The following is a 17,764-nucleotide window of genomic DNA, read 5'->3' as shown; positions in this document are numbered from 1 at the left end:
AGTGTTTAAAGGCGGTGGTTGGCAGGTGGTTCTTTATTTTATTATATGATTCAAAGATTAGCCTTTAAGCTCATTATAAGCCTATTTATAAGCCCAAAACGATAAAAGGGCCTTGCGGCCCTTGATGAAGTATCGTTCAAGTCAGATAGAGCTTTAACCCCTTAAAGCACTATCCTATTGTTTTGCAACAGTGGTTCATCTCATTAAGTTTCTAAGCTAGCGAGAGGAAAAATCCAGCAATTGCGGCGCTCATAAGGTTAGCCATAGATCCTGCTAACACTGCTCTGAGCCCTAAGCGAGCGATATCCTTTCGCCGACTAGGCGCCATACCGCCTAATCCACCTAGTAAAATGGCTATCGATGATAAGTTAGCAAAGCCACACAGTGCAAAAGTAACAATTGCTTGTGTGTGCGCACTTAACGTATCGCGATAATTTATAAAGTCTAAGTAAGCAACAAATTCATTCACTACTAACTTTTGACCAATAAAGCTACCGGCTAGTATTGCTTCATTCCATGGCACACCAAGTAACCATGCAACAGGCGCAAATACATAACCTAAAATTTCTTGCAGCGTTAATGTCGGGTAGTCAAACCAGCCGCCAATACCACCTAATAAACCGTTTAACAATGCAATTAATGCTACAAAAGCAAGTAGCATTGCACCTACGTTTAGTGCCAAGTGCATACCACTTGCAGCACCCGATGCAGCAGCATCAATAACGTTAACGGGCTTTTCATCATCTACATCTAAGTCAGCTAAATTGTCTTTAGGCGTTTCGGTTTCTGGTACAATCATTTTGGCCATTAAAAAGCCACCAGGAGCCGCCATAAAGCTAGCTGCTATTAAATACTTAAGGTCAATACCAATAATTACGTAACCGGCCATAACAGAGCCTGCTACCGTTGCCAAACCACCTACCATTACGGCAAATAATTCCGATTTGGTCATAGTGGCAATAAAGGGTTTAACAATTAACGGTGCTTCTGTTTGACCAACAAAAATATTAGCAGTGGCCGATAGTGATTCAGTACGTGAGGTTTTTAACAGCTTTTGCAAGCCGCCACCTAAAATCTTAATAACCCACGCCATAATGCCTAAATGATATAACACGGCCACTAACGCAGAGAAAAATACAATTACCGGCAGTACTTGAATAGCAAAAATAAATCCTAATGTATCTTGCGATGCTAAAGGTCCAAACAAAAAGCTTATACCGTCGTTAGCAAAACCAATAACCGATGAAACAGCGGAAGATACACTTGCTAATGCATTTTTACCTGCATCAAAAAATAATACAAAACCACCAATAATTACTTGCATCGCAAATGCGATACCTACCGTTCTAAGCTTTATAGCTTTGCGATTAGTTGACGCCGCAAATGCAATAGCTAGCAGCACAAACATGCCAACTACGCTCATAAAAGTTGTCATACAAATGTTTCCCGTTACTATTCTTGAAGAATATGTTTGATTTTACTTTTTATTATATCAATCGCAACGCGATTCATGCCGCCTCGAGTGACAACTAGATCTGCATTATGCTTTGACGGTTCTATAAATTGATAAAACATCGGTCTAACAGTTGCTTGGTATTGTTCAACAACAGATTGTAATGTTCTGCCCCTTTGCTCCATATCGCGTTGCATTCTACGCATTAAGCAAATGTCTAAGGGAGTGTCTATAAACACCTTAATATCAAATTCTTTATTAAGCGCTTTATCGCTAAGTAGTAAAATGCCTTCTACGATTAATATTTTAGCTGCAGTTACATACCGCGTTGTTTCGCTGCGAGTATGTTGTGCGTAATCATAAATAGGTACTTCTACAGCGTGGCCGTTACGAAGTTGTGTTAAATGCTCATGCATTAACTTATATTCAAATGCATCAGGATGGTCGTAGTTAGTTTGCGTACGATGTGCAAACGGTAAATGCGACTGATCCTTATAATAAGCATCTTCTTCGATAATGGCGATAGCGCCTGGTTCAAGTTCATTAACCAATTCATTGTAAATTGTTTGGCTAAAAAGAGATTTACCCGACGCTGATGCGCCAGCAATGGCTATAATAGTTCGTGTCACTAAAGTTCTCACCCACACAGGAAGATATATTGTTGGTAGATCACAATAGCAAAAAAGACACGATTAATCTCTTTTGCTTCGCTTAAGGACGTAAATTTATAATGTTTAGGTTATATGAAACAGGACTTATGTCCTGTGCGTAAAAATCGAAGAGCAGATAAAGTAACCATATTGAATAACGGGAGGTCACAATGGCAAGAGCAATTATCCTAATGGCAGACAGTTTAGGTATTGGTGCAGCACCAGATGCAGATAAATTTGGTGATATTGGCGCAAATACTTTAGCACATCTGCTAAAAGCATATTATGACGAAACAGGCACAGCATTATCGCTACCAAACTTATCAAAGTTAGGGTTAATTGATGCCTGCGAAGCGGCCGGTAAAGAGCCTTGTTTAGTGTCAAACCGTTCAGCATCGCAAGGTGCATGGGGATACGCTAAAGAGCTTTCGAGCGGTAAAGATACGCCATCAGGCCATTGGGAAATGGCGGGAGTACCCGTTTTATTTGATTGGGGTTATTTTCCTAAAACTCAGCCAAGCTTCCCACAAGAATTTATTGACGAGCTTATTGCTCGTACCGGTATTCCTGGCATATTAGGTAACTGCCATGCATCAGGAACCACTATTTTAGAGCAGCTAGGTGAAGAGCACGTTAAAACAGGTAAACCTATCTGTTACACCTCAGCTGACAGCGTGTTTCAAATAGCCGCGCATGAAGAGTCATTCGGCCTAGAAAAGCTTTATCAGGTTTGCGAAACTGCACGGTCGCTACTTGATGAAATGAATATAGGGCGAGTGATTGCGCGGCCATTTTTGGGTTCAAATAATCAAGATTTTGCCCGCACCAGCAATCGCCGTGACTACTCGGTATTACCGCCAGCTCCTACATTGCTAGACGTACTGGCAAAAGACGGTGGCGAAGTAATAAGCATTGGCAAAATTTCAGATATATACGCGCATCAAGGTATTACCCAAAAGCATAAAGCACCAGGGTTAATAAACTTGCTGAAAAAAACTAACGAATTAATGCAAAGTGCGCCCGATCACAGCTTAATATTTACTAACTTGGTCGACTTTGACGAAATGTTTGGCCATCGTCGTAATCCTGTTGGGTATGCAAAAGCGTTAAAAGAGTTTGACGATTACTTGCCAACTATATTAAACGCACTAAAAGCCGATGATTTACTAATTATTACTGCCGATCATGGCTGCGATCCAACCTTTCCAGGTTCTGAGCACACCCGTGAATACGTACCAGTAATTGCTTACCAACCGGCCATGACCGACACCCCACTTGGTGAGCGAAATAGTTTTGCAGACATAGGTCAAACCTTAGCACAATGGTTTAACTTACCTGCGCTTGAATATGGTGATGGCTTTATAGATAAGCTAACTACATCTAAATAAAAAGGAAAGATTAATGAGTACTCCGCATATCAATGCAAACGTAGGTGATTTCGCCGAAACAGTATTAATGCCAGGCGATCCGCTACGCGCAAAATATATTGCTGAAAACTTTTTAGATGACGCAAAACAAGTAACCAGTGTACGTAACATGCTTGGCTTTACGGGCACTTACAAAGGTAAGCCTGTAAGCATTATGGGCTCGGGCATGGGCATTCCATCAATGTCTTTGTATGCGCGTGAGCTAATTGTTACTTTTGGGGTTAAAAACCTGATTCGTATTGGCACGTGTGGCGGTATTGGTAGCGACGTTAAAATACGCGATGTTATTTTTGCACAAGGTGCATGCACCGATTCAAACGTAAATCGTGCCCGTGTGCGCGGTACAGATTTTGCTGCAATTGCTGACTTTGACCTGCTTTTAAACGGCGTAAATGCTGCAAAAGATCTTGGTATTAAAGCAAAAGTGGGCAACGTATTTACTACCGACACATTTTATCAAGCCGATGACACTTTTTATAAAGATTTAGATAAATTAGGTGTGCTTGCCGTTGATATGGAAACAGCCGGTTTATATGGCGTTGCAGCCGAATATGGCGCAAAAGCAATGGCATTATTCACTGTAAGTGATCATGTGATCACTGGCGAAGCAACTCCAGCAGACGAGCGTCAAAGCACATTTAACGAAATGGTTAAAATTGCCTTAGAGTCTATCTAAGTAATTAACTATTGTAGTAAAACAGTTCCTTGGTAACGTATTCACTAAATTTTGGAGACACGCCCAAAGTGAAGTGAGACTAAACCCCAAAGCCGCATTTATGCGGCTTTTTTTATGCTTAAACTTTAGTTTTTAACGTGAGTTAGCTCTGCATCTACAAATTAAGTTTAAGCCAGATATTATTTTGCAGCCAAGCAACTTACTGGCGTAATGCGCTAAAACCTGTTTGTATACTTTCACACCTTCTGCTCTTTATACAAAAACATCTAAGCCCATTTATTCACAAAGAGAGTATGAGACGCTGCGCTTTTAAAAAAATAACAAAGCCAAGAACAATGTGTTTTATGTCTACTCATTTACTCTCATTGTCTTCTCTTTTTGCAAAAACATTTAAGCCCATTTTATTCACAAAGAGGGTATGAGGCGCTGCGCTTTTAGAGGAATAACGTAAGCGCGCATTTAAGCAGTGCGCTTACTTTGAAACAATAAAAAAAGGCCGCTCAGTCGCAGCCCTCTCATTTGAATTTAAAAAAAGTGCCCAATTAAAAATGGACTTGTAAAATCTAAAATTAATATTTTCTACGATTTATAGAAAAAGTAACTTCAGCTTCTCCAGTGTTAAGGTTAAAAGAATCTAATTTACCTGAGCAAATAGCCTTATCTCTATATGATCCACCCTCATTCTCAGCAATTACTTTTTGAGGTAACATTTTACCACTTCGATAATCTTTCATGATAACAAAGCGAAAGTGACAACGAGGAGCTACTGAACTATCACTAAATTTATATTCAAAATCTACTAAGCGAACTACATCAGGGTAATTACTAAATACATAAAATCGGTCAGCTGAATTAGCACTAAGAGTTTCTAATGGCTCTGGTGAATAACGTGGATGTTTGAACGTCTTTACTCGTAAATGTGACATCATAATCTTTAGAGTCATTCTCAACATTAACTTTTATATTTGCTACTGCAGAAGAGCTTATAACTAAAGCTGATGTAAACAATATTTTTTTTAACATAAACTAATCCTTTATATTTTGTTGTGATAATAACTTCCTGATTCGTAAGAAGTCATAAAGGACAGTACACCACTATCATTCTTTTTAACAGCTAAATTAGGTACAGAATTATTCTCTTTATCTATTTCTATTACCTGTCCTATCCGACCTGAATTTAATCCTAATTGCTTTCCTAACTGCTCCATTTCTTGTTGCATTTTAGGAAGGATTTCTGTTTTTAATTGCTCAGCTGCTTGAGCATATCGTTCTCTTTCTTCTGGAGATTCAGCATTTTTAGCTCGTTGCTCAAACTCTGCAATCCCTTCTTTTGCTCCCTTAACATCGCCAACTCTACCGTTATAACCAAAAAATACATCCATAAAATTATTAGATACCTGCATAGCGCTTTCTCCTTGTGTATATAGACTAAAGTTTAGAACAAATAGTGAGCATTTGACAGTGTGAAATAACGTTGCACTTCACGACTGTTTTTTCTTCGATACCCACACAGGAAGCTCTAAATTATTCCCTTCAGCGAGCCACTTTTCGAGGGCCTCTTTTTTGTCTGCTGGCGCTAGTTCGTCTCCCTCTAAATCAGCATAAAATTGACGTGTTTTTTCACTCTCTAAATCCGAATTAATTGCATCGCATAATTGCGTAATATCATCTTTTTTCGGCGTCATTTTTCGCTCCTTTTTGCACCCAATTTAGGGGGTGCACGAACCACAATTTTAGCGTAGCGTTTAAAAGTTATCTAGCGTCAATTAACTTGGCCGGTTGACACCGAATTTCATTTGCTCTTATTGAGCGCTGTTTTGCGCTGGTAACTGTCACCTTCGCAATGAATAATCGTTGCATGATGAACCAAACGATCGATTGCCGCGACAGTCATTGTTGAATCTTCAAATAGTTCATCCCATTGCTCAAATGATTTGTTTGATGTGTAAGCGCGCATTTAAGCAGTGCGCTTACATTCGTTTTGTCGATGGACTCACAGCAAAGTTAGGGTGGCTCGATAGACACCATATCACATTGCTCGATATCAATGGGCTCAGTAGCAGAATAGATGCAGAACTTACAGATAACGCGCTTGTTTTCATAGGTCAAAGTGCCAAACATTTCCCCGATGTCTTTTGCTTTAATCTCAATAAGCAAAAAATGATCAATGCTTCGGGTAATCATACGCAACTCACAGGCCTTGATTTTGGCCTAGCTAAAAGATTCAATTGGTTCTCTGAAGACGGCTTATCGTTGCAAGGCGTACTGCGTTTCAGCAAAAACCAGTCAAACCTGTCCCAAGCTCCTGTAGCAGTGATCATTCATGGGGGCCCGAAAGACTTTTCTGAATTGCAATTATTCAGCGATCACCACTGGCATGCCCCCTATTTGTAAGCGCTCAATTCTGCGCGTATATTGACAATTATGCTAATTGATCGCTGTTGCTGAAATGCCAATTTCAGTCATGGATATTGAAGAGTGTGTTATTAGTGATGAGCATATTGAAGCGTGGCAAAATGATTACGATGAAGATGATTTTGGTGATGTCGATCAAGTCAGCTTTATTAAAATAGCGAAAAGTAATACATAGAAAAAAGGCTTGCGGTTTGCATAAACCAAGAGCCTTTGCCTTTAGGAACTAGTGATATGTGGTGTAGGCTTATAATCGTTGGTGCTTTTGCATGCTCATATCCAAACTTATTGCATTCCGTAGTATTCACCTTACTTCACATTGTGATAAAAATAAAATTATTAATGTGCCTCGCTTACAAGCTGTCGCTTCCTACTTCATTTATTTCTAAACAACATGCAAAAATATAGCAGTTAAAGACTGTTTGCTTTTTAATCGGAAGTCGTTATTGTTGAATTGAAATTACATCTAATATAAGGATATATAATATGAGCAAAGTTTCTCTCACTTTAATTTTACTCTGCGGGATTAGCTTCCAGGCGAAGGCTCAAAATTCTGATCTTCACGTTAATAAATACTCTCAAAGCAAGCGTGTGGAATCGTTTGAATTAAACAACCTCCAAAAAAGTACACTACAAGCTATTATCCAAAATGCTGAGTCAGATAAAGAAATAGATGCTGAATATGAAACCGGGGTTATAGATACATTTGGGGATTTGAGCCGGAAAATCCCTTACACGGGCGTAGAAGTTATAAACATAAATCTAAAGGGCAGTAAGAGCAGCTTAGCAAACTACACTCTAAAACCAGTTTATATCGCTTATGGCGATGATTTAAAGTTAAGAAGAGTAGAGTTCGAATCAAAAAACAAAAAAATTAATGCTAGGCTGTATTCATTTATGGAAAGTGACGAAAGTGCTTCGTCTTCTAAACGTTATTATGAATTCATTATTAATATGAATGAAAAAGAAATGTTTATAAAACTCTCAAAAGATTGGCTGGTTATTAAGTAAGCGCGAATTTAAGCAGTGCGCTTAGCTATAATCGAAGTCTAGCTGCACATTCCACGGCATTAGGTCGGTAAAATCATCATCACCCTCATCTCGATTCGGCAACGTTTTAAATAAATGCACAAAGTAGTAATAAGGATTGATGTCATTGGCACGACACGTCATCACAATACTATAGAGTGTGGCGCTTGCTTGGGCACCATTAATTGACTTTGAGAATAGCCAGTTTTTCCTACCAGTGGTAAACGGCCGAATATCTCGCTCAGTAATATTATTATCAATCCCTAGTTCGCCATCTTCACTATATCGCATTAATTTCGGCCATTGATTAAGCGTGTATTTTATCGCTTTGCCAATATAACTCCCCGCCGTTACTTTACCTTCGGCTTCATCAAGCCACGCTTTAAAGTGCATTAATATGGGTAAGGCTTTTTCTTGTCGTAACTGATACCGCGCTTGAGGGGATAACTGTTTGTTTTTAGCCTGGGTTTCCAGTTTATATAATTGGCTGATAAAGCTGATGGCTTTATGCGCTCGACCTTTGTTTTTCGACTCTGCTTTTAAGGCATCGTTATATTTGCGTCTAGCGTGTGCCCAACAACCAACAGGGGTAATGCCTTCAATACCGTCATAAACACGGTAACCGTCGCACTGTAAATAGCCTTGATAACCGGCAAGAAATTCTTTTGCGCAAGCGCGACTTCGACCTGCTTGGTAATCGTAAATCACGACAGGCTCATGGCTAACCTCATTGCTGCGATAAACCCACATGTAGGAATTGCTGCTAGGATTGTCACCTTCATCTAAGACTTGTGTACGGGTTTCATCGGCACATAAACTGTGCTCATTAAGCAAGTGACGTTGCATGGCTGCCACTAAGGGGCTGATTAGCAGGCCCGCTTTAATACACCAATTAGCTAATGTTCCGCGCGATAGTTCAAGGCCGCCACGGCCCAGTATTTCAACGAAACGATAAAGCGGTAAGGCGGTAAGGCATCGCAGTATTTGCCTGTCACAACCGCCGCTAATGCCTCGGGACTGGCAATACTCCCCGGTATCGGTTGTTTAGGTTTAGGCGCGGTGATGATTTTACTGGTCAATTGTTCATGCTCGCAATGTCTGCAAGCATATTTAAATTGTTTGTGCTTAATGACGCTGACTTTCGCCGGAATAATTTTAACTTGTTCGCTGTCTTCACTACCACATTGATGTAGTTGCTCACCGCAACACTGACACGTTAACTCGGTTAAGGTGTGCTCAACCTCTTCTCGTTCAAAGTGCTCAGCCAGCGTTTATTTGCCTTTCTTATGGTGTTTAGGCGGCTCAGTCGTTTTATGCTGCTCCGCTTCATTGAAGGTGCCCCGTGGGGCTTTTTCACTTTTTTTACCGTATTTTTGGGATTTACTTAACTTAAGCTCAGCAAGCAAGTGGTCAATCCGCGATTGCATTTCAACCTTATCTTCTTGTAAAGCATCAAGCTTAGCCTGCATAAGTGCAAGCTGATTTTGTAGTTCGGTGATGAGAATAGTGTCTGGCATTTTAATAGCATGACACATGGGAAAGATCGTTCAAGTAAAAAAAACGATCTGATTAATTTACATCACCGATAACCCCGATAAAGTCGGGTGCCGCGCGCACGCAGTGCGAATCATTAAATATATTATATTTTAAAAAATATCAGATCTAAAAGTAAAAAAGCCAATCTAACGCAAAATAAACACAGACATTAACTACATATACTCTCTTTATTTTGACTGGTTGATCCTGATTGTTTTACCTGCAATTACACAGTGTTTTAGCTATAAGTATTTATTACTTAATGTTAAGGTTTAAGCTCTAAAACGCACATTTAAAGTAAATCAGTAACCTTAATACTTTATAGCCGATAATATAGGAGCTAACTATGTCTAATTGGGTTGATGCAACAGTAAAAAAAATTACTTGGTGGACAGACTCGTTATTTAGCATAACGGTAAATGCCGACGTTGAGCCATTTAAAGCGGGGCAGTTTACTAAGCTATCTATAATGGATGGCGATAAACGTATTGCACGGGCTTACTCCTATGTTAATGCCTCCGATGACCCCAATTTAGAGTTTTACCTAATAAACGTAGTTGACGGTTTACTCTCATCGCATTTAGCCAAGCTACAACCAGGTGATAATGTACTAATAGAGCGCCGCGCTACAGGCTTTTTTACCCTTGACGAAATACCCGCCAGCGAGCAGTTATGGATGCTAAGCACAGGTACCGCTTTAGGGCCGTTTTTATCCATGCTGCAACAGAGCGAAGTATGGCAAAAGTATCAGCATATAAACCTAGTACATGGTGTACGTTTAAATGACGATTTAAGCTATCAGGAGCTTATAAACACACTACTTGAAGCTCATCCTAAGCAGTTAAATTACATTCCTGTAGTGAGTCGTGAGCAAGCTGATGTAGGGTTGCACGGACGAATAACGGATGCGATAGCTAATAAGCAATTGTTTTCGCACGTTGGGCTAGATGCCACGCCCGAAAATGCACAGTTTATGATCTGTGGTAATCCGCAAATGGTAAAAGACACCACCGAATTACTAATAAGCCAAAATTACCAACGCAATCGCCGTAGAACCCCCGGCCACATAACAGTTGAGCAATATTGGTAGTTAGGCGTGTGTATTTTGCCCGCTTGAACGTGTAGCAATATGTTTGGTTTTTAGGTAAATAAGTACCTATTTAGTGTGGTTATTCCTTTAAATGGGCAATAACCATGCTAAATACCAAACATGCTCTAGTACTAAACAGATAATCACTACCCCAAAACCGTAAAATTTGCTATGTTGCGCCCTAACAGTATTTCGTGCTCATTTTAGGAAAACTATGAAATCTTTACCTATCGTTTTTGCTTTTATATTTATTGGTGCCGCGGCACTTGTTTACGCAACAGAGCAAGAAACCAACACAACGGCGCAAAGCAGTGCAGAGCAAGCTAAGCCTGTAATTGAAAAACAGCAGCAAGCTGCCGACGAGTCAAAGCAACAAGCTACAGATAGGCTCAATACCCTAGAACATAAAGAAGCAGTATTAACAAAACCAGTTGTTGATCCTAACAAAGTAGACGACTCAAAAGTACTTGGCACCGAAACTCCTAAGCCAGTTGAAAAAATTAAAAATAAAGAAGAAAAAGCCGCCGCTATAGCCAAAGCTGAGCAAGTAGTAACGCAAGCTAAAGAAGCCTTAACGCAAAAACAGCAAACAAAAGCCAAACAATCGCGCGAATCATTAGCTGTAATTGAACAATTAGTTAAAGCCTATAACGCCCGTAATATTGAAGAGTTTATTCGGGTTTATGCCGAAGACGTTGAATTTTATATTTTTCCTAACGAGCTGCTATTTAAAGGCAAAGAAAAACTAATAGCCCGTTATGGCTTAATGTTTAAAAAACTAAAATGCATTCATTCATCACCAATTAAACGCATAGTACATGGCGACATAGTAATTGATCATGAATTATCAGAAACCTGCTCAGTAGATAAAAACGTAATAGATAAACGCTCAGAGCTTATTTCAAGCTATCAAGTTAAAGATGGTAAAATAATTCGTGTGTTATTTTTTCGATAACTCATAACTAGGTAAGTAAGTATCAAAATGCAGTTAAACGACGAGAAAAAAATTCGCCTAGAGTATCGGGTAGAGCCAGGCTGTTTAGGCCCACAAGGGCTAAGCCACATAGAAGATTTTTGTCGCTATGCTAATAAGCATATTAAATCACCATATTATGCGCAATTTTTATTTACCCCTCGTTACGACAAGCAAAAAAGTGAACGTCAATACAGCGTAAATAGCCGCAACTTATCGCAAGTTCAGGCCAAGCTGTACTTTGATCACTTTCAAATAAATATAGTAGAGTTTGAAGAGCAGCTCGACGAGCTGCTCAGTAAAGCAATAGATCTGTACTTTAAACGCTAGTCGCACTCAAAATATCGTTAAAGCTTTCGTTGTCGTGAAGGCTAGCAAACGCACTCTCGTGCAGTAGTTCATTGCGTAAGTTAGGCGAGTAATCTAGCGCCATTTTTATATCGGCTAACGCATCGGCATGTTCATGAATTAACGCATAAGCACACGCACGTTGCCAATAAGCATAGCCATAATCGCTGTCTATCTCTATTGCTTGGTTACATAGCTCAATAGCTTGTGCTGTGTCGTTAATTTCTAGCAGTGCATCGGCTTTATAAGCAATAGCTTCTACGTCTTCGGGTTTACGTTTTAAAATTTCGTCAAAAATTTCAATTTTGTTAGCAAAATCACTTTCTAAATTAGCCCGCATCCACAGTGAGTGAACTTCATTAGTGACCGAAATCCGTTCTTGGTTACTGAGTATTTCTTCAGAGCGAACGCGCAGTTTTTCTTCAAGAATTTTTAAGCGATCTTCATACTCATCGGTAATAACGCTTACTCGGGTATTTACTATGTCTTCTACTTTATTTTTAACATCGCGCAGTGAGTTCCAACCCACTAATACTAAAATTGATGCGGTAGCCGTAATAATAAAAAATACATTATTAATGGTATCAGTAGTGTAGGTAATTGCACGGTCGGCGGTATCTAGCTGGGCATGAGTAACTTGTTTTGTTACATCCTCACGTAGTTTTTGCTGATCTTGACGCACAGCTCTAAGCTCATCAAGAATATAACGCTCCATTAGCGGTTTATACATAGGAGCAGCTAGCCCATCAACAGCTTGGTTTTGTTGCTGCTCGGTGGGAGCCGAAAAAGGGTCATCTTCAGCAGCAATGATTGCTGTAGAATTAAAAGTTACGCAAATAAACAATAGTAATAAAAAGTAACGCATAGTACGCCTAATAAATAAAATCAATAAATCGCTAAGGCAACTTTAACATGCACAGATTCAGGGTACTAGAGGAGGTTGCTGTTTCGTTAAACACTTTATAGCGCTGGTTAGGTAATTAACGTTAGTTTGCAGCAATTAGACATTTTTAGACGCTATTGATAAAAATTAGGCAAAAAAAACCAGCTCAAGGTGAGCTGGCAAAAACTACTTAAAACAACATAATGTCAAAGGGAAAAACAATAAGTTAGATTGCATAATAACGCGACTAAGCTGAACAATTACTTAACTCAATTCAATACTTTAAATTAAATAAATAAGGTGTATAAATCATCAAAAAATACACCTTTTTTAACTTACATGGCGAAGGGGGATATACACAGTGACCTTGGTTACCCGACAGCCAACTTTTTAAGCCCTTCACATTACATTACGTCGCTTATTTTAAAAGCGATCATTTTATTATTTAAAATGCGCGGCATAAAGCCCCGCCTACAAAAATTGCACAAAGAGTAGGTAATGAGAGTGAATGAGTAGAGCAGTTCCATTTTATCCGCAGTTCGAAACTTACAGCTCTTTTCACCCTCTAAAGCGCAGCGCCACATACCTTTTTGTGAATAGGCTTTTAAATTTAAAATGCGCGGCATAAAGCCCGGCCAACAAAAATTGCACAAAGAGTAGATAATGAGAGTAAATGAGTAGAGCAGTTCCATTTTATCCGCAGTTCGAAACTTGCAGCTCTTTTCACCCTCTAAAGCGCAGCGCCTCATAGCCTCTTTGTGAATAGGCTTTTAAATTTAAAATGCGCGGCATAAAGCCCCGCCTACAAAAATTGCACAAAGAGTAGGTAATGAGAGTAAATTAGTAGAGCTATATTTATTTTTCACCCTCTAAAAGCGCAGCGCCTCATAGCCTTTTTGTGAGTTAATTACTTAAAAAACAATTGCTCACAGGCCAAAGCCCAAGCTCGAAACGCAAATAACAAGCACAAAAAAACGGCGCTAAAGCTAGCACCGTTTTTACTTAATACTTAAATAGAGTATTTAAAAGCTGTTATTACGCTACTTTTTTCTCTTCACAACTGGCTAGGTATTCGTCAAACGAGCCTTGAAAGTCGATTACTTGTTTATCTTTAATATCAATAATACGCGTAGCAAGTGACGATACAAACTCACGGTCATGGCTTACAAAAATAAGCGTACCTTGAAAGTCTTTTAACGCATTGTTAAGTGCTTCAATGGCTTCCATATCCATGTGGTTTGTAGGCTCGTCCATTACTAGTACGTTAACGTCTTGCATCATTAACTTACCAAATAACAAACGGTTTTTTTCACCACCTGAACAGTTACGCGCTTTCTTGTTTGAATCGTCTGCTGTAAACAACAAACGGCCTAACATGCCACGTACCATTAAATCGTTGTGCTTAGCGGTGCGCCACTGCGACATCCAATCAAACAAGGTTAAGTCGTTATCAAAATCTTTAGTGCTGTCTTGCGGGCAATAACCAAAAGTAGCATTTTCAGACCACTTAACTTCGCCCTCTAAGCTTTTAAGCTCGTCTACTAAACAGCGTAAAAAGGTCGTTTTACCCACACCATTTTCGCCAATTACCGCAAGCTTAGCGCCGGCTTCAAGTAATAAGTCGCCGCCAGAGAACAACATTTCGCCATCAAAGCCATGGCCAATTTTGTTAACTTCAAGCGCTTGGCGATACATTTTTTTACCTTCGTCAAAGCTTAGCGAAGGGCTCATACGGCTTGACGATTTAACTTCATCAAGCTTAATTTTATCCATTTTTTTAGCACGCGAACTTGCTTGTTTCGCTTTAGATGCGTTAGCACCAAAACGGTTAACAAAGTCTTGTAGTTCGTCAATTTCAGCGCTCTTTTTCGCGTTTTCAGCAAGTAATTGCTCGCGTTGTAGGCCAGCAGCTTCTAAAAACTTCTCGTAGTTACCAGGGTAAATACGCAGCTCACCGTAATCAATATCGGCCATGTGTGTACATACCGAGTTTAAAAAGTGACGGTCATGCGAAATAATAATCATGGTACATTTACGCTTGTTAAGCTCGTTAGCAAGCCAGGTAATTGTATGAATATCCAAGTTATTTGTAGGTTCATCGAGTAGCAAAATATCAGGGTTTGCAAATAACGCCTGTGCTAAAAGCACACGTAGTTTCCAGCCTGGCGCTACGTTTGCCATTAAGCCATAATGAAATTCTTTATCGATACCCGCTTCTAGCAAAATTTCTTCAGCGCGGCTTTCTGCCGTGTAACCGTCCATTTCTGCAAATACGCTTTCTAGCTCAGCTACTTTCATGCCATCGTCTTCGCTCATTTCTGGCAAAGAGTAAATACGTTCGCGCTCTTGCTTTACTTTCCAAAGCTCCACGTCGCCCATAATTACAGCGTCAACTACGCTAAATTCTTCAAACGCAAACTGGTCTTGGCTTAGGTTACCTACTTTTAACCCAGGAGTAATAGATACATTACCGGCACTTGGCACAAGTGCCCCGCTTAAAATTTTCATGAAAGTCGACTTGCCGCAGCCGTTAGCGCCAATTAAACCGTAACGGTTACCGTTACCAAATTTAGCTGAAATGTTTTCAAACAACGGCTCTGCGCCAAACTGCATCGTGATATTTGCGGTGGAGATCAAAAAAATGTAATCCTAGAAAAAGTACTGACAGGGATAGGCTGCAGCAAAACGCCACAAACAAGAACCAGACAATAGGGTAAATTAGCTGGCGAATTATACAGATCCAAAGCCAAAGATGAAAGGTAAAAGAAACTTAAAAAATAGCCGGTATGGCAAGAGCAGGTTTTAGATGTCAGGCTTGAGGCTTTAGGTAAAAATTAACCAAGGTTAATGTACAAGAGTAGCGGGAGTTTACTTCGCGCTTATGGGCTGTAGGCGTTGAGCTTGCTGACGCGAAAAGCGCAGCTTTTAATGTGTAGGCACGATTATACCTTCGGATTAATTTAAACGTGTTGTGTGGTTTTTTAAATTTAGTAATAACAAAAGCTTGTACTTAATTGTTTAAAAGTTAAGGCTAAATTTACATAATTGTAAAAGCAGGCGCGTATTAATGATAACGGCGTAGTTTTTATTGGTTATATAACTAATAAGCCTATATTTATTTTTACCAATCAGGTAAATTGTTTTAAATGAATACTAACTTAATAATACGTTAGTTATTAACAGATAAGCCAAGGAGCGGTGTGTCTCGTGTCAAACTCCACACTTAGTTACTACAATCAAAACGCACAAAGCTTTAGTGATTCAACCTTAAATGTTGATATGTCAGTGCTGTATGCTGAGTTTTTGCCACACGTTACCGAACACGGCCATATTTTAGATGCCGGGTGCGGCAGTGCCCGCGATGCTGCTTACTTTAAACAACAGGGTTTTACTGTTAGCGCGTTTGATGCAAGCCCAGAACTTGCCGCAATAGCAAGCAGTTACTTACAGCAACCCGTCGACGTTAAAACCTTCCAGCAGCTAGATTTTGTTAATAAATACGATGCCATTTGGTGCTGCGCCAGTTTATTACACGTGCCAAAAGCTGAATTACCACAGGTATTTTTAAACCTACAAAATGCACTAAAACCAAATGGTGTTTTGTATGTATCGTTTAAATATGGCGATACAGAGCGTGTGCATAATGGTCGTGAATTTACCGATTTAACCGAAAATGCTTTAACGCATTTACTTAATTACACACAGTTAAAAGTGATTAAACAATGGCAAAGTGTTGATCAGCGCCCAGAGCGCGAAAGTGAAGTGTGGCTAAATGCGTTGATTAAAGTAGTGCACGTTTTATGATTGGAGCAATGCAGCAACAGCTCGACTTTATTGCGTATATTCAACGAATGTTAGTTGAAGGGGACTTTAGCGCAACTTATAAGTTTGCCCTGCTGCATGCTATTGCCGATGTATGTGTAGAACAGCCGTTATTGTCAGATCAAAGTGAGTTAGTAATAGAGTTACCTACACTTGCCGATAAATTAATTACCTTATATTGGCATCATGCAATGCCGTTTCCGTCAGAACATACCGGTGAAAGCGCTCTGCTTTTGCAAAACACAGGCGCGCAATCAAAAGTAATTAGCGTATTGTTTGAATGCCAACAAAACAATATTCGTAATTTACGCCAGCTAAAGCAAAGTTCATTTTACAAACCAACATTTAACGCTGCTATGGCAACATTGAAAAGTGGTCCGCTTTGGCGATTACAAATACTTGCCAAACAAGAAGAATGCTTTTTATACCCACACACTAAAAACACTAAATTCATTACCTTAAACGCAGGTATCGCCAGTTGCTTTAGACGTTTTTATGATTTAGTCGTGTACTTAGCTAAAAATGCGTGGCTGCAAAAAATTCAAAGTATAAAGTACAACCAAACACTTATTGGCCCGCAAAGCCAACTGCATGATTTTTTATTTGGCTTTGACCGTAACGCACTCACAAAAGCAAAACCTGTGTTAGTAGAGCTGCAATCAAACTCATGCTTTTATTGCCAAAAGCCAATGAAAAACGATATTGAGGTCGACCACTTTATACCGTTTGCCCGTTACGCAAACGACCTAGGCCATAACTTTGTAGCAGCGCATCGCACATGTAATAACAATAAGCGCGACTTTTTAGCTGCGCAACAGCATCGCGAGCGCTGGCAAAATCAAAACTTAGTGACTCACAGCCAGCATTTAACAAATGAACTTAGTGATTACTTTAATTGCGATTCAGATAAGTCGCTTTCGGTTAGTGATTGGGCATATCAGGTTGCGCAGGCCAACAGTGCAAAGTTATGGATAGCGAAAGGTAGTTTTGAAGAAGCGGCTGGTTTTAAATATCAGCAACCAAGTGCTGGGCTTGATTTAGTGGCGGAAGAAAAGCCAAGGTATGACGTGTAATACAGAATTTGTAGTTTGTGCTGTAGGCGGGAGTTTACCTCGCGCTTGTTTAAATTGAAGGTTAAATGTTCGCTCGTAGGCGTTGAGCTTGCTGACGCAAAAAGCAAAGCTTTGAATGTGTAGGTGCGATTTTATATCACACTCATAAGTAGTTTTGAGGCGTATGAATTTAGGGATTTAAAAACCTCTATTCGAGGTTATATCGCGTTGGCGATGGCAACCAAAGAGCGGCTGCCGCCGACCGCCCTTTGGAATCCCACGGCGCACCCGAGGATCACACTGTAGCTTCAACTTACGTGAATGATGTGAACGTAATCAGCGTAGATAGGCCATCCGTGGCCAAGCTACGCTTTGTACAGCATCCATGCTGTAAATTACTCATCATTAACTAA

18 protein-coding genes and 1 pseudogene are annotated in these 17,764 nt (G+C 39.8%); 10 read left to right on the top strand and 9 right to left on the bottom strand.

Translation table 11 applies throughout. The annotated features are described in order from the left end of the window. Window positions 1-211 precede the first annotated feature (211 nt). Window positions 212-1,435 (bottom strand): NupC/NupG family nucleoside CNT transporter, encoded by a 1,224-nt coding sequence (locus RB215_RS14995; protein ID WP_089369038.1) that lies wholly within the window; start codon window positions 1,433-1,435, stop codon window positions 212-214. Between the two features lie 17 nt (window positions 1,436-1,452). Next, complete coding sequence (udk, locus tag RB215_RS14990; protein WP_011329721.1) at window positions 1,453-2,082, bottom strand: uridine kinase; 630 nt, start codon at window positions 2,080-2,082, stop codon at window positions 1,453-1,455. A gap of 191 nt (window positions 2,083-2,273) precedes the next feature. On the opposite strand from udk, the gene RB215_RS14985 reads away from it, so the two are divergent. After that, complete coding sequence (locus RB215_RS14985; RefSeq protein WP_089369039.1) at window positions 2,274-3,491, top strand: phosphopentomutase; 1,218 nt, start codon at window positions 2,274-2,276, stop codon at window positions 3,489-3,491. Window positions 3,492-3,504: 13 nt separating this feature from the next. Continuing rightward, the gene (gene deoD, locus RB215_RS14980; protein WP_011329723.1) at window positions 3,505-4,206 is read left to right on the top strand and encodes a purine-nucleoside phosphorylase; all 702 of its coding nucleotides are present in this window, start codon (window positions 3,505-3,507) and stop codon (window positions 4,204-4,206) included. A gap of 569 nt (window positions 4,207-4,775) precedes the next feature. Here deoD and RB215_RS14975 read toward each other — a convergent pair. The 4 genes from RB215_RS14975 to RB215_RS14960 form a co-directional block, all read right to left on the bottom strand. Next, window positions 4,776-5,150: a hypothetical protein gene (locus tag RB215_RS14975; RefSeq protein ID WP_257025514.1), complete on the bottom strand. Its 375-nt coding sequence runs from the start codon at window positions 5,148-5,150 to the stop codon at window positions 4,776-4,778. Between the two features lie 90 nt (window positions 5,151-5,240). Continuing rightward, window positions 5,241-5,609 (bottom strand): hypothetical protein, encoded by a 369-nt coding sequence (locus RB215_RS14970; protein ID WP_086993876.1) that lies wholly within the window; start codon window positions 5,607-5,609, stop codon window positions 5,241-5,243. A gap of 78 nt (window positions 5,610-5,687) precedes the next feature. Further along, on the bottom strand, window positions 5,688-5,891 hold the full coding sequence (locus tag RB215_RS14965; protein ID WP_179807794.1) for a hypothetical protein: 204 nt from the start codon (window positions 5,889-5,891) through the stop codon (window positions 5,688-5,690). Window positions 5,892-5,998: 107 nt separating this feature from the next. Further along, a complete protein-coding gene (locus RB215_RS14960) occupies window positions 5,999-6,100 on the bottom strand; it encodes an ATP-binding protein (protein WP_275942346.1) in 102 nt (33 codons plus the stop codon). Here RB215_RS14960 and RB215_RS14955 point away from each other — a divergent pair. From RB215_RS14955 to RB215_RS14945, 3 genes are all read left to right on the top strand, one after another. Continuing rightward, window positions 6,061-6,600, top strand: coding sequence for a hypothetical protein (locus RB215_RS14955; protein WP_275942347.1), 540 nt, complete (start codon window positions 6,061-6,063; stop codon window positions 6,598-6,600). The genes RB215_RS14960 and RB215_RS14955 overlap by 40 nt on opposite strands. Before the next feature lie 55 nt (window positions 6,601-6,655). Next, on the top strand, window positions 6,656-6,796 hold the full coding sequence (locus RB215_RS14950; RefSeq protein ID WP_179807792.1) for a hypothetical protein: 141 nt from the start codon (window positions 6,656-6,658) through the stop codon (window positions 6,794-6,796). A 308-nt stretch (window positions 6,797-7,104) separates the two neighbouring features. Next, on the top strand, window positions 7,105-7,629 hold the full coding sequence (locus RB215_RS14945; protein WP_179807791.1) for a hypothetical protein: 525 nt from the start codon (window positions 7,105-7,107) through the stop codon (window positions 7,627-7,629). A gap of 21 nt (window positions 7,630-7,650) precedes the next feature. Here RB215_RS14945 and RB215_RS17860 read toward each other — a convergent pair. Further along, window positions 7,651-9,164, bottom strand: a pseudogene (locus RB215_RS17860) (IS66 family transposase). Window positions 9,165-9,529: 365 nt separating this feature from the next. On the opposite strand from RB215_RS17860, the gene RB215_RS14925 reads away from it, so the two are divergent. The 3 genes from RB215_RS14925 (at window position 9,530) to RB215_RS14915 (ending at window position 11,576) form a co-directional block, all read left to right on the top strand. After that, complete coding sequence (locus RB215_RS14925; RefSeq protein WP_309217323.1) at window positions 9,530-10,273, top strand: ferredoxin--NADP reductase; 744 nt, start codon at window positions 9,530-9,532, stop codon at window positions 10,271-10,273. A gap of 214 nt (window positions 10,274-10,487) precedes the next feature. Next, window positions 10,488-11,228, top strand: coding sequence for a nuclear transport factor 2 family protein (locus tag RB215_RS14920; protein ID WP_011329725.1), 741 nt, complete (start codon window positions 10,488-10,490; stop codon window positions 11,226-11,228). Between the two features lie 27 nt (window positions 11,229-11,255). Beyond that, a complete protein-coding gene (locus tag RB215_RS14915) occupies window positions 11,256-11,576 on the top strand; it encodes a hypothetical protein (RefSeq protein ID WP_011329726.1) in 321 nt (106 codons plus the stop codon). On the opposite strand, the gene RB215_RS14910 is transcribed toward RB215_RS14915, so the two are convergent. Next, complete coding sequence (locus RB215_RS14910) at window positions 11,566-12,459, bottom strand: tetratricopeptide repeat protein (RefSeq protein ID WP_309217322.1); 894 nt, start codon at window positions 12,457-12,459, stop codon at window positions 11,566-11,568. The two genes, RB215_RS14915 and RB215_RS14910, sit on opposite strands and share 11 nt — an antisense overlap. A gap of 1,053 nt (window positions 12,460-13,512) precedes the next feature. Then, window positions 13,513-15,114, bottom strand: a complete 1,602-nt coding sequence (locus RB215_RS14905; protein ID WP_011329728.1) for an ABC-F family ATPase — start codon at window positions 15,112-15,114, stop codon at window positions 13,513-13,515. 570 nt (window positions 15,115-15,684) lie between these two features. Between RB215_RS14905 and RB215_RS14900 the strand changes: the two genes are divergently transcribed. Next, entirely contained in the window at window positions 15,685-16,281 is a 597-nt protein-coding gene (locus RB215_RS14900) for a class I SAM-dependent methyltransferase (protein WP_309217321.1), read from the top strand. Further along, window positions 16,278-17,372: an HNH endonuclease gene (locus RB215_RS14895; protein ID WP_309217320.1), complete on the top strand. Its 1,095-nt coding sequence runs from the start codon at window positions 16,278-16,280 to the stop codon at window positions 17,370-17,372. Before RB215_RS14900 ends, RB215_RS14895 begins: the two co-directional genes overlap by 4 nt. Window positions 17,373-17,764 lie beyond the last annotated feature (392 nt).

Source organism: Pseudoalteromonas sp. HL-AS2 (assembly GCF_031198805.1).
In the GTDB taxonomy this organism is placed as follows: Bacteria; Pseudomonadota; Gammaproteobacteria; order Enterobacterales; family Alteromonadaceae; genus Pseudoalteromonas; species Pseudoalteromonas nigrifaciens.
Note: the sequence above shows the minus strand (reverse complement) of the source record. Positions and strands in the feature narration are given on the sequence as shown.

Excerpts from the sequence above, each read along its gene's own strand:
- RB215_RS14995 (WP_089369038.1), bottom strand. The coding sequence starts at position 1,435 with ATGACAACTTTTATGAGCGTAGTTGGCATGTTTGTGCTGCTAGCTATT.
- RB215_RS14915 (WP_011329726.1), top strand. The coding sequence starts at position 11,256 with ATGCAGTTAAACGACGAGAAAAAAATTCGCCTAGAGTATCGGGTAGAG.
- RB215_RS14970 (WP_086993876.1), bottom strand. The coding sequence starts at position 5,609 with ATGCAGGTATCTAATAATTTTATGGATGTATTTTTTGGTTATAACGGT.
- RB215_RS14960 (WP_275942346.1), bottom strand. The coding sequence starts at position 6,100 with ATGACTGTCGCGGCAATCGATCGTTTGGTTCATCATGCAACGATTATT.
- RB215_RS14945 (WP_179807791.1), top strand. The coding sequence starts at position 7,105 with ATGAGCAAAGTTTCTCTCACTTTAATTTTACTCTGCGGGATTAGCTTC.
- RB215_RS14925 (WP_309217323.1), top strand. The coding sequence starts at position 9,530 with ATGTCTAATTGGGTTGATGCAACAGTAAAAAAAATTACTTGGTGGACA.
- RB215_RS14920 (WP_011329725.1), top strand. The coding sequence starts at position 10,488 with ATGAAATCTTTACCTATCGTTTTTGCTTTTATATTTATTGGTGCCGCG.
- RB215_RS14975 (WP_257025514.1), bottom strand. The coding sequence starts at position 5,150 with ATGACTCTAAAGATTATGATGTCACATTTACGAGTAAAGACGTTCAAA.
- RB215_RS14985 (WP_089369039.1), top strand. The coding sequence starts at position 2,274 with ATGGCAAGAGCAATTATCCTAATGGCAGACAGTTTAGGTATTGGTGCA.
- RB215_RS14910 (WP_309217322.1), bottom strand. The coding sequence starts at position 12,459 with ATGCGTTACTTTTTATTACTATTGTTTATTTGCGTAACTTTTAATTCT.
- RB215_RS14895 (WP_309217320.1), top strand. The coding sequence starts at position 16,278 with ATGATTGGAGCAATGCAGCAACAGCTCGACTTTATTGCGTATATTCAA.
- deoD (WP_011329723.1), top strand. The coding sequence starts at position 3,505 with ATGAGTACTCCGCATATCAATGCAAACGTAGGTGATTTCGCCGAAACA.
- RB215_RS14950 (WP_179807792.1), top strand. The coding sequence starts at position 6,656 with ATGCCAATTTCAGTCATGGATATTGAAGAGTGTGTTATTAGTGATGAG.
- RB215_RS14965 (WP_179807794.1), bottom strand. The coding sequence starts at position 5,891 with ATGACGCCGAAAAAAGATGATATTACGCAATTATGCGATGCAATTAAT.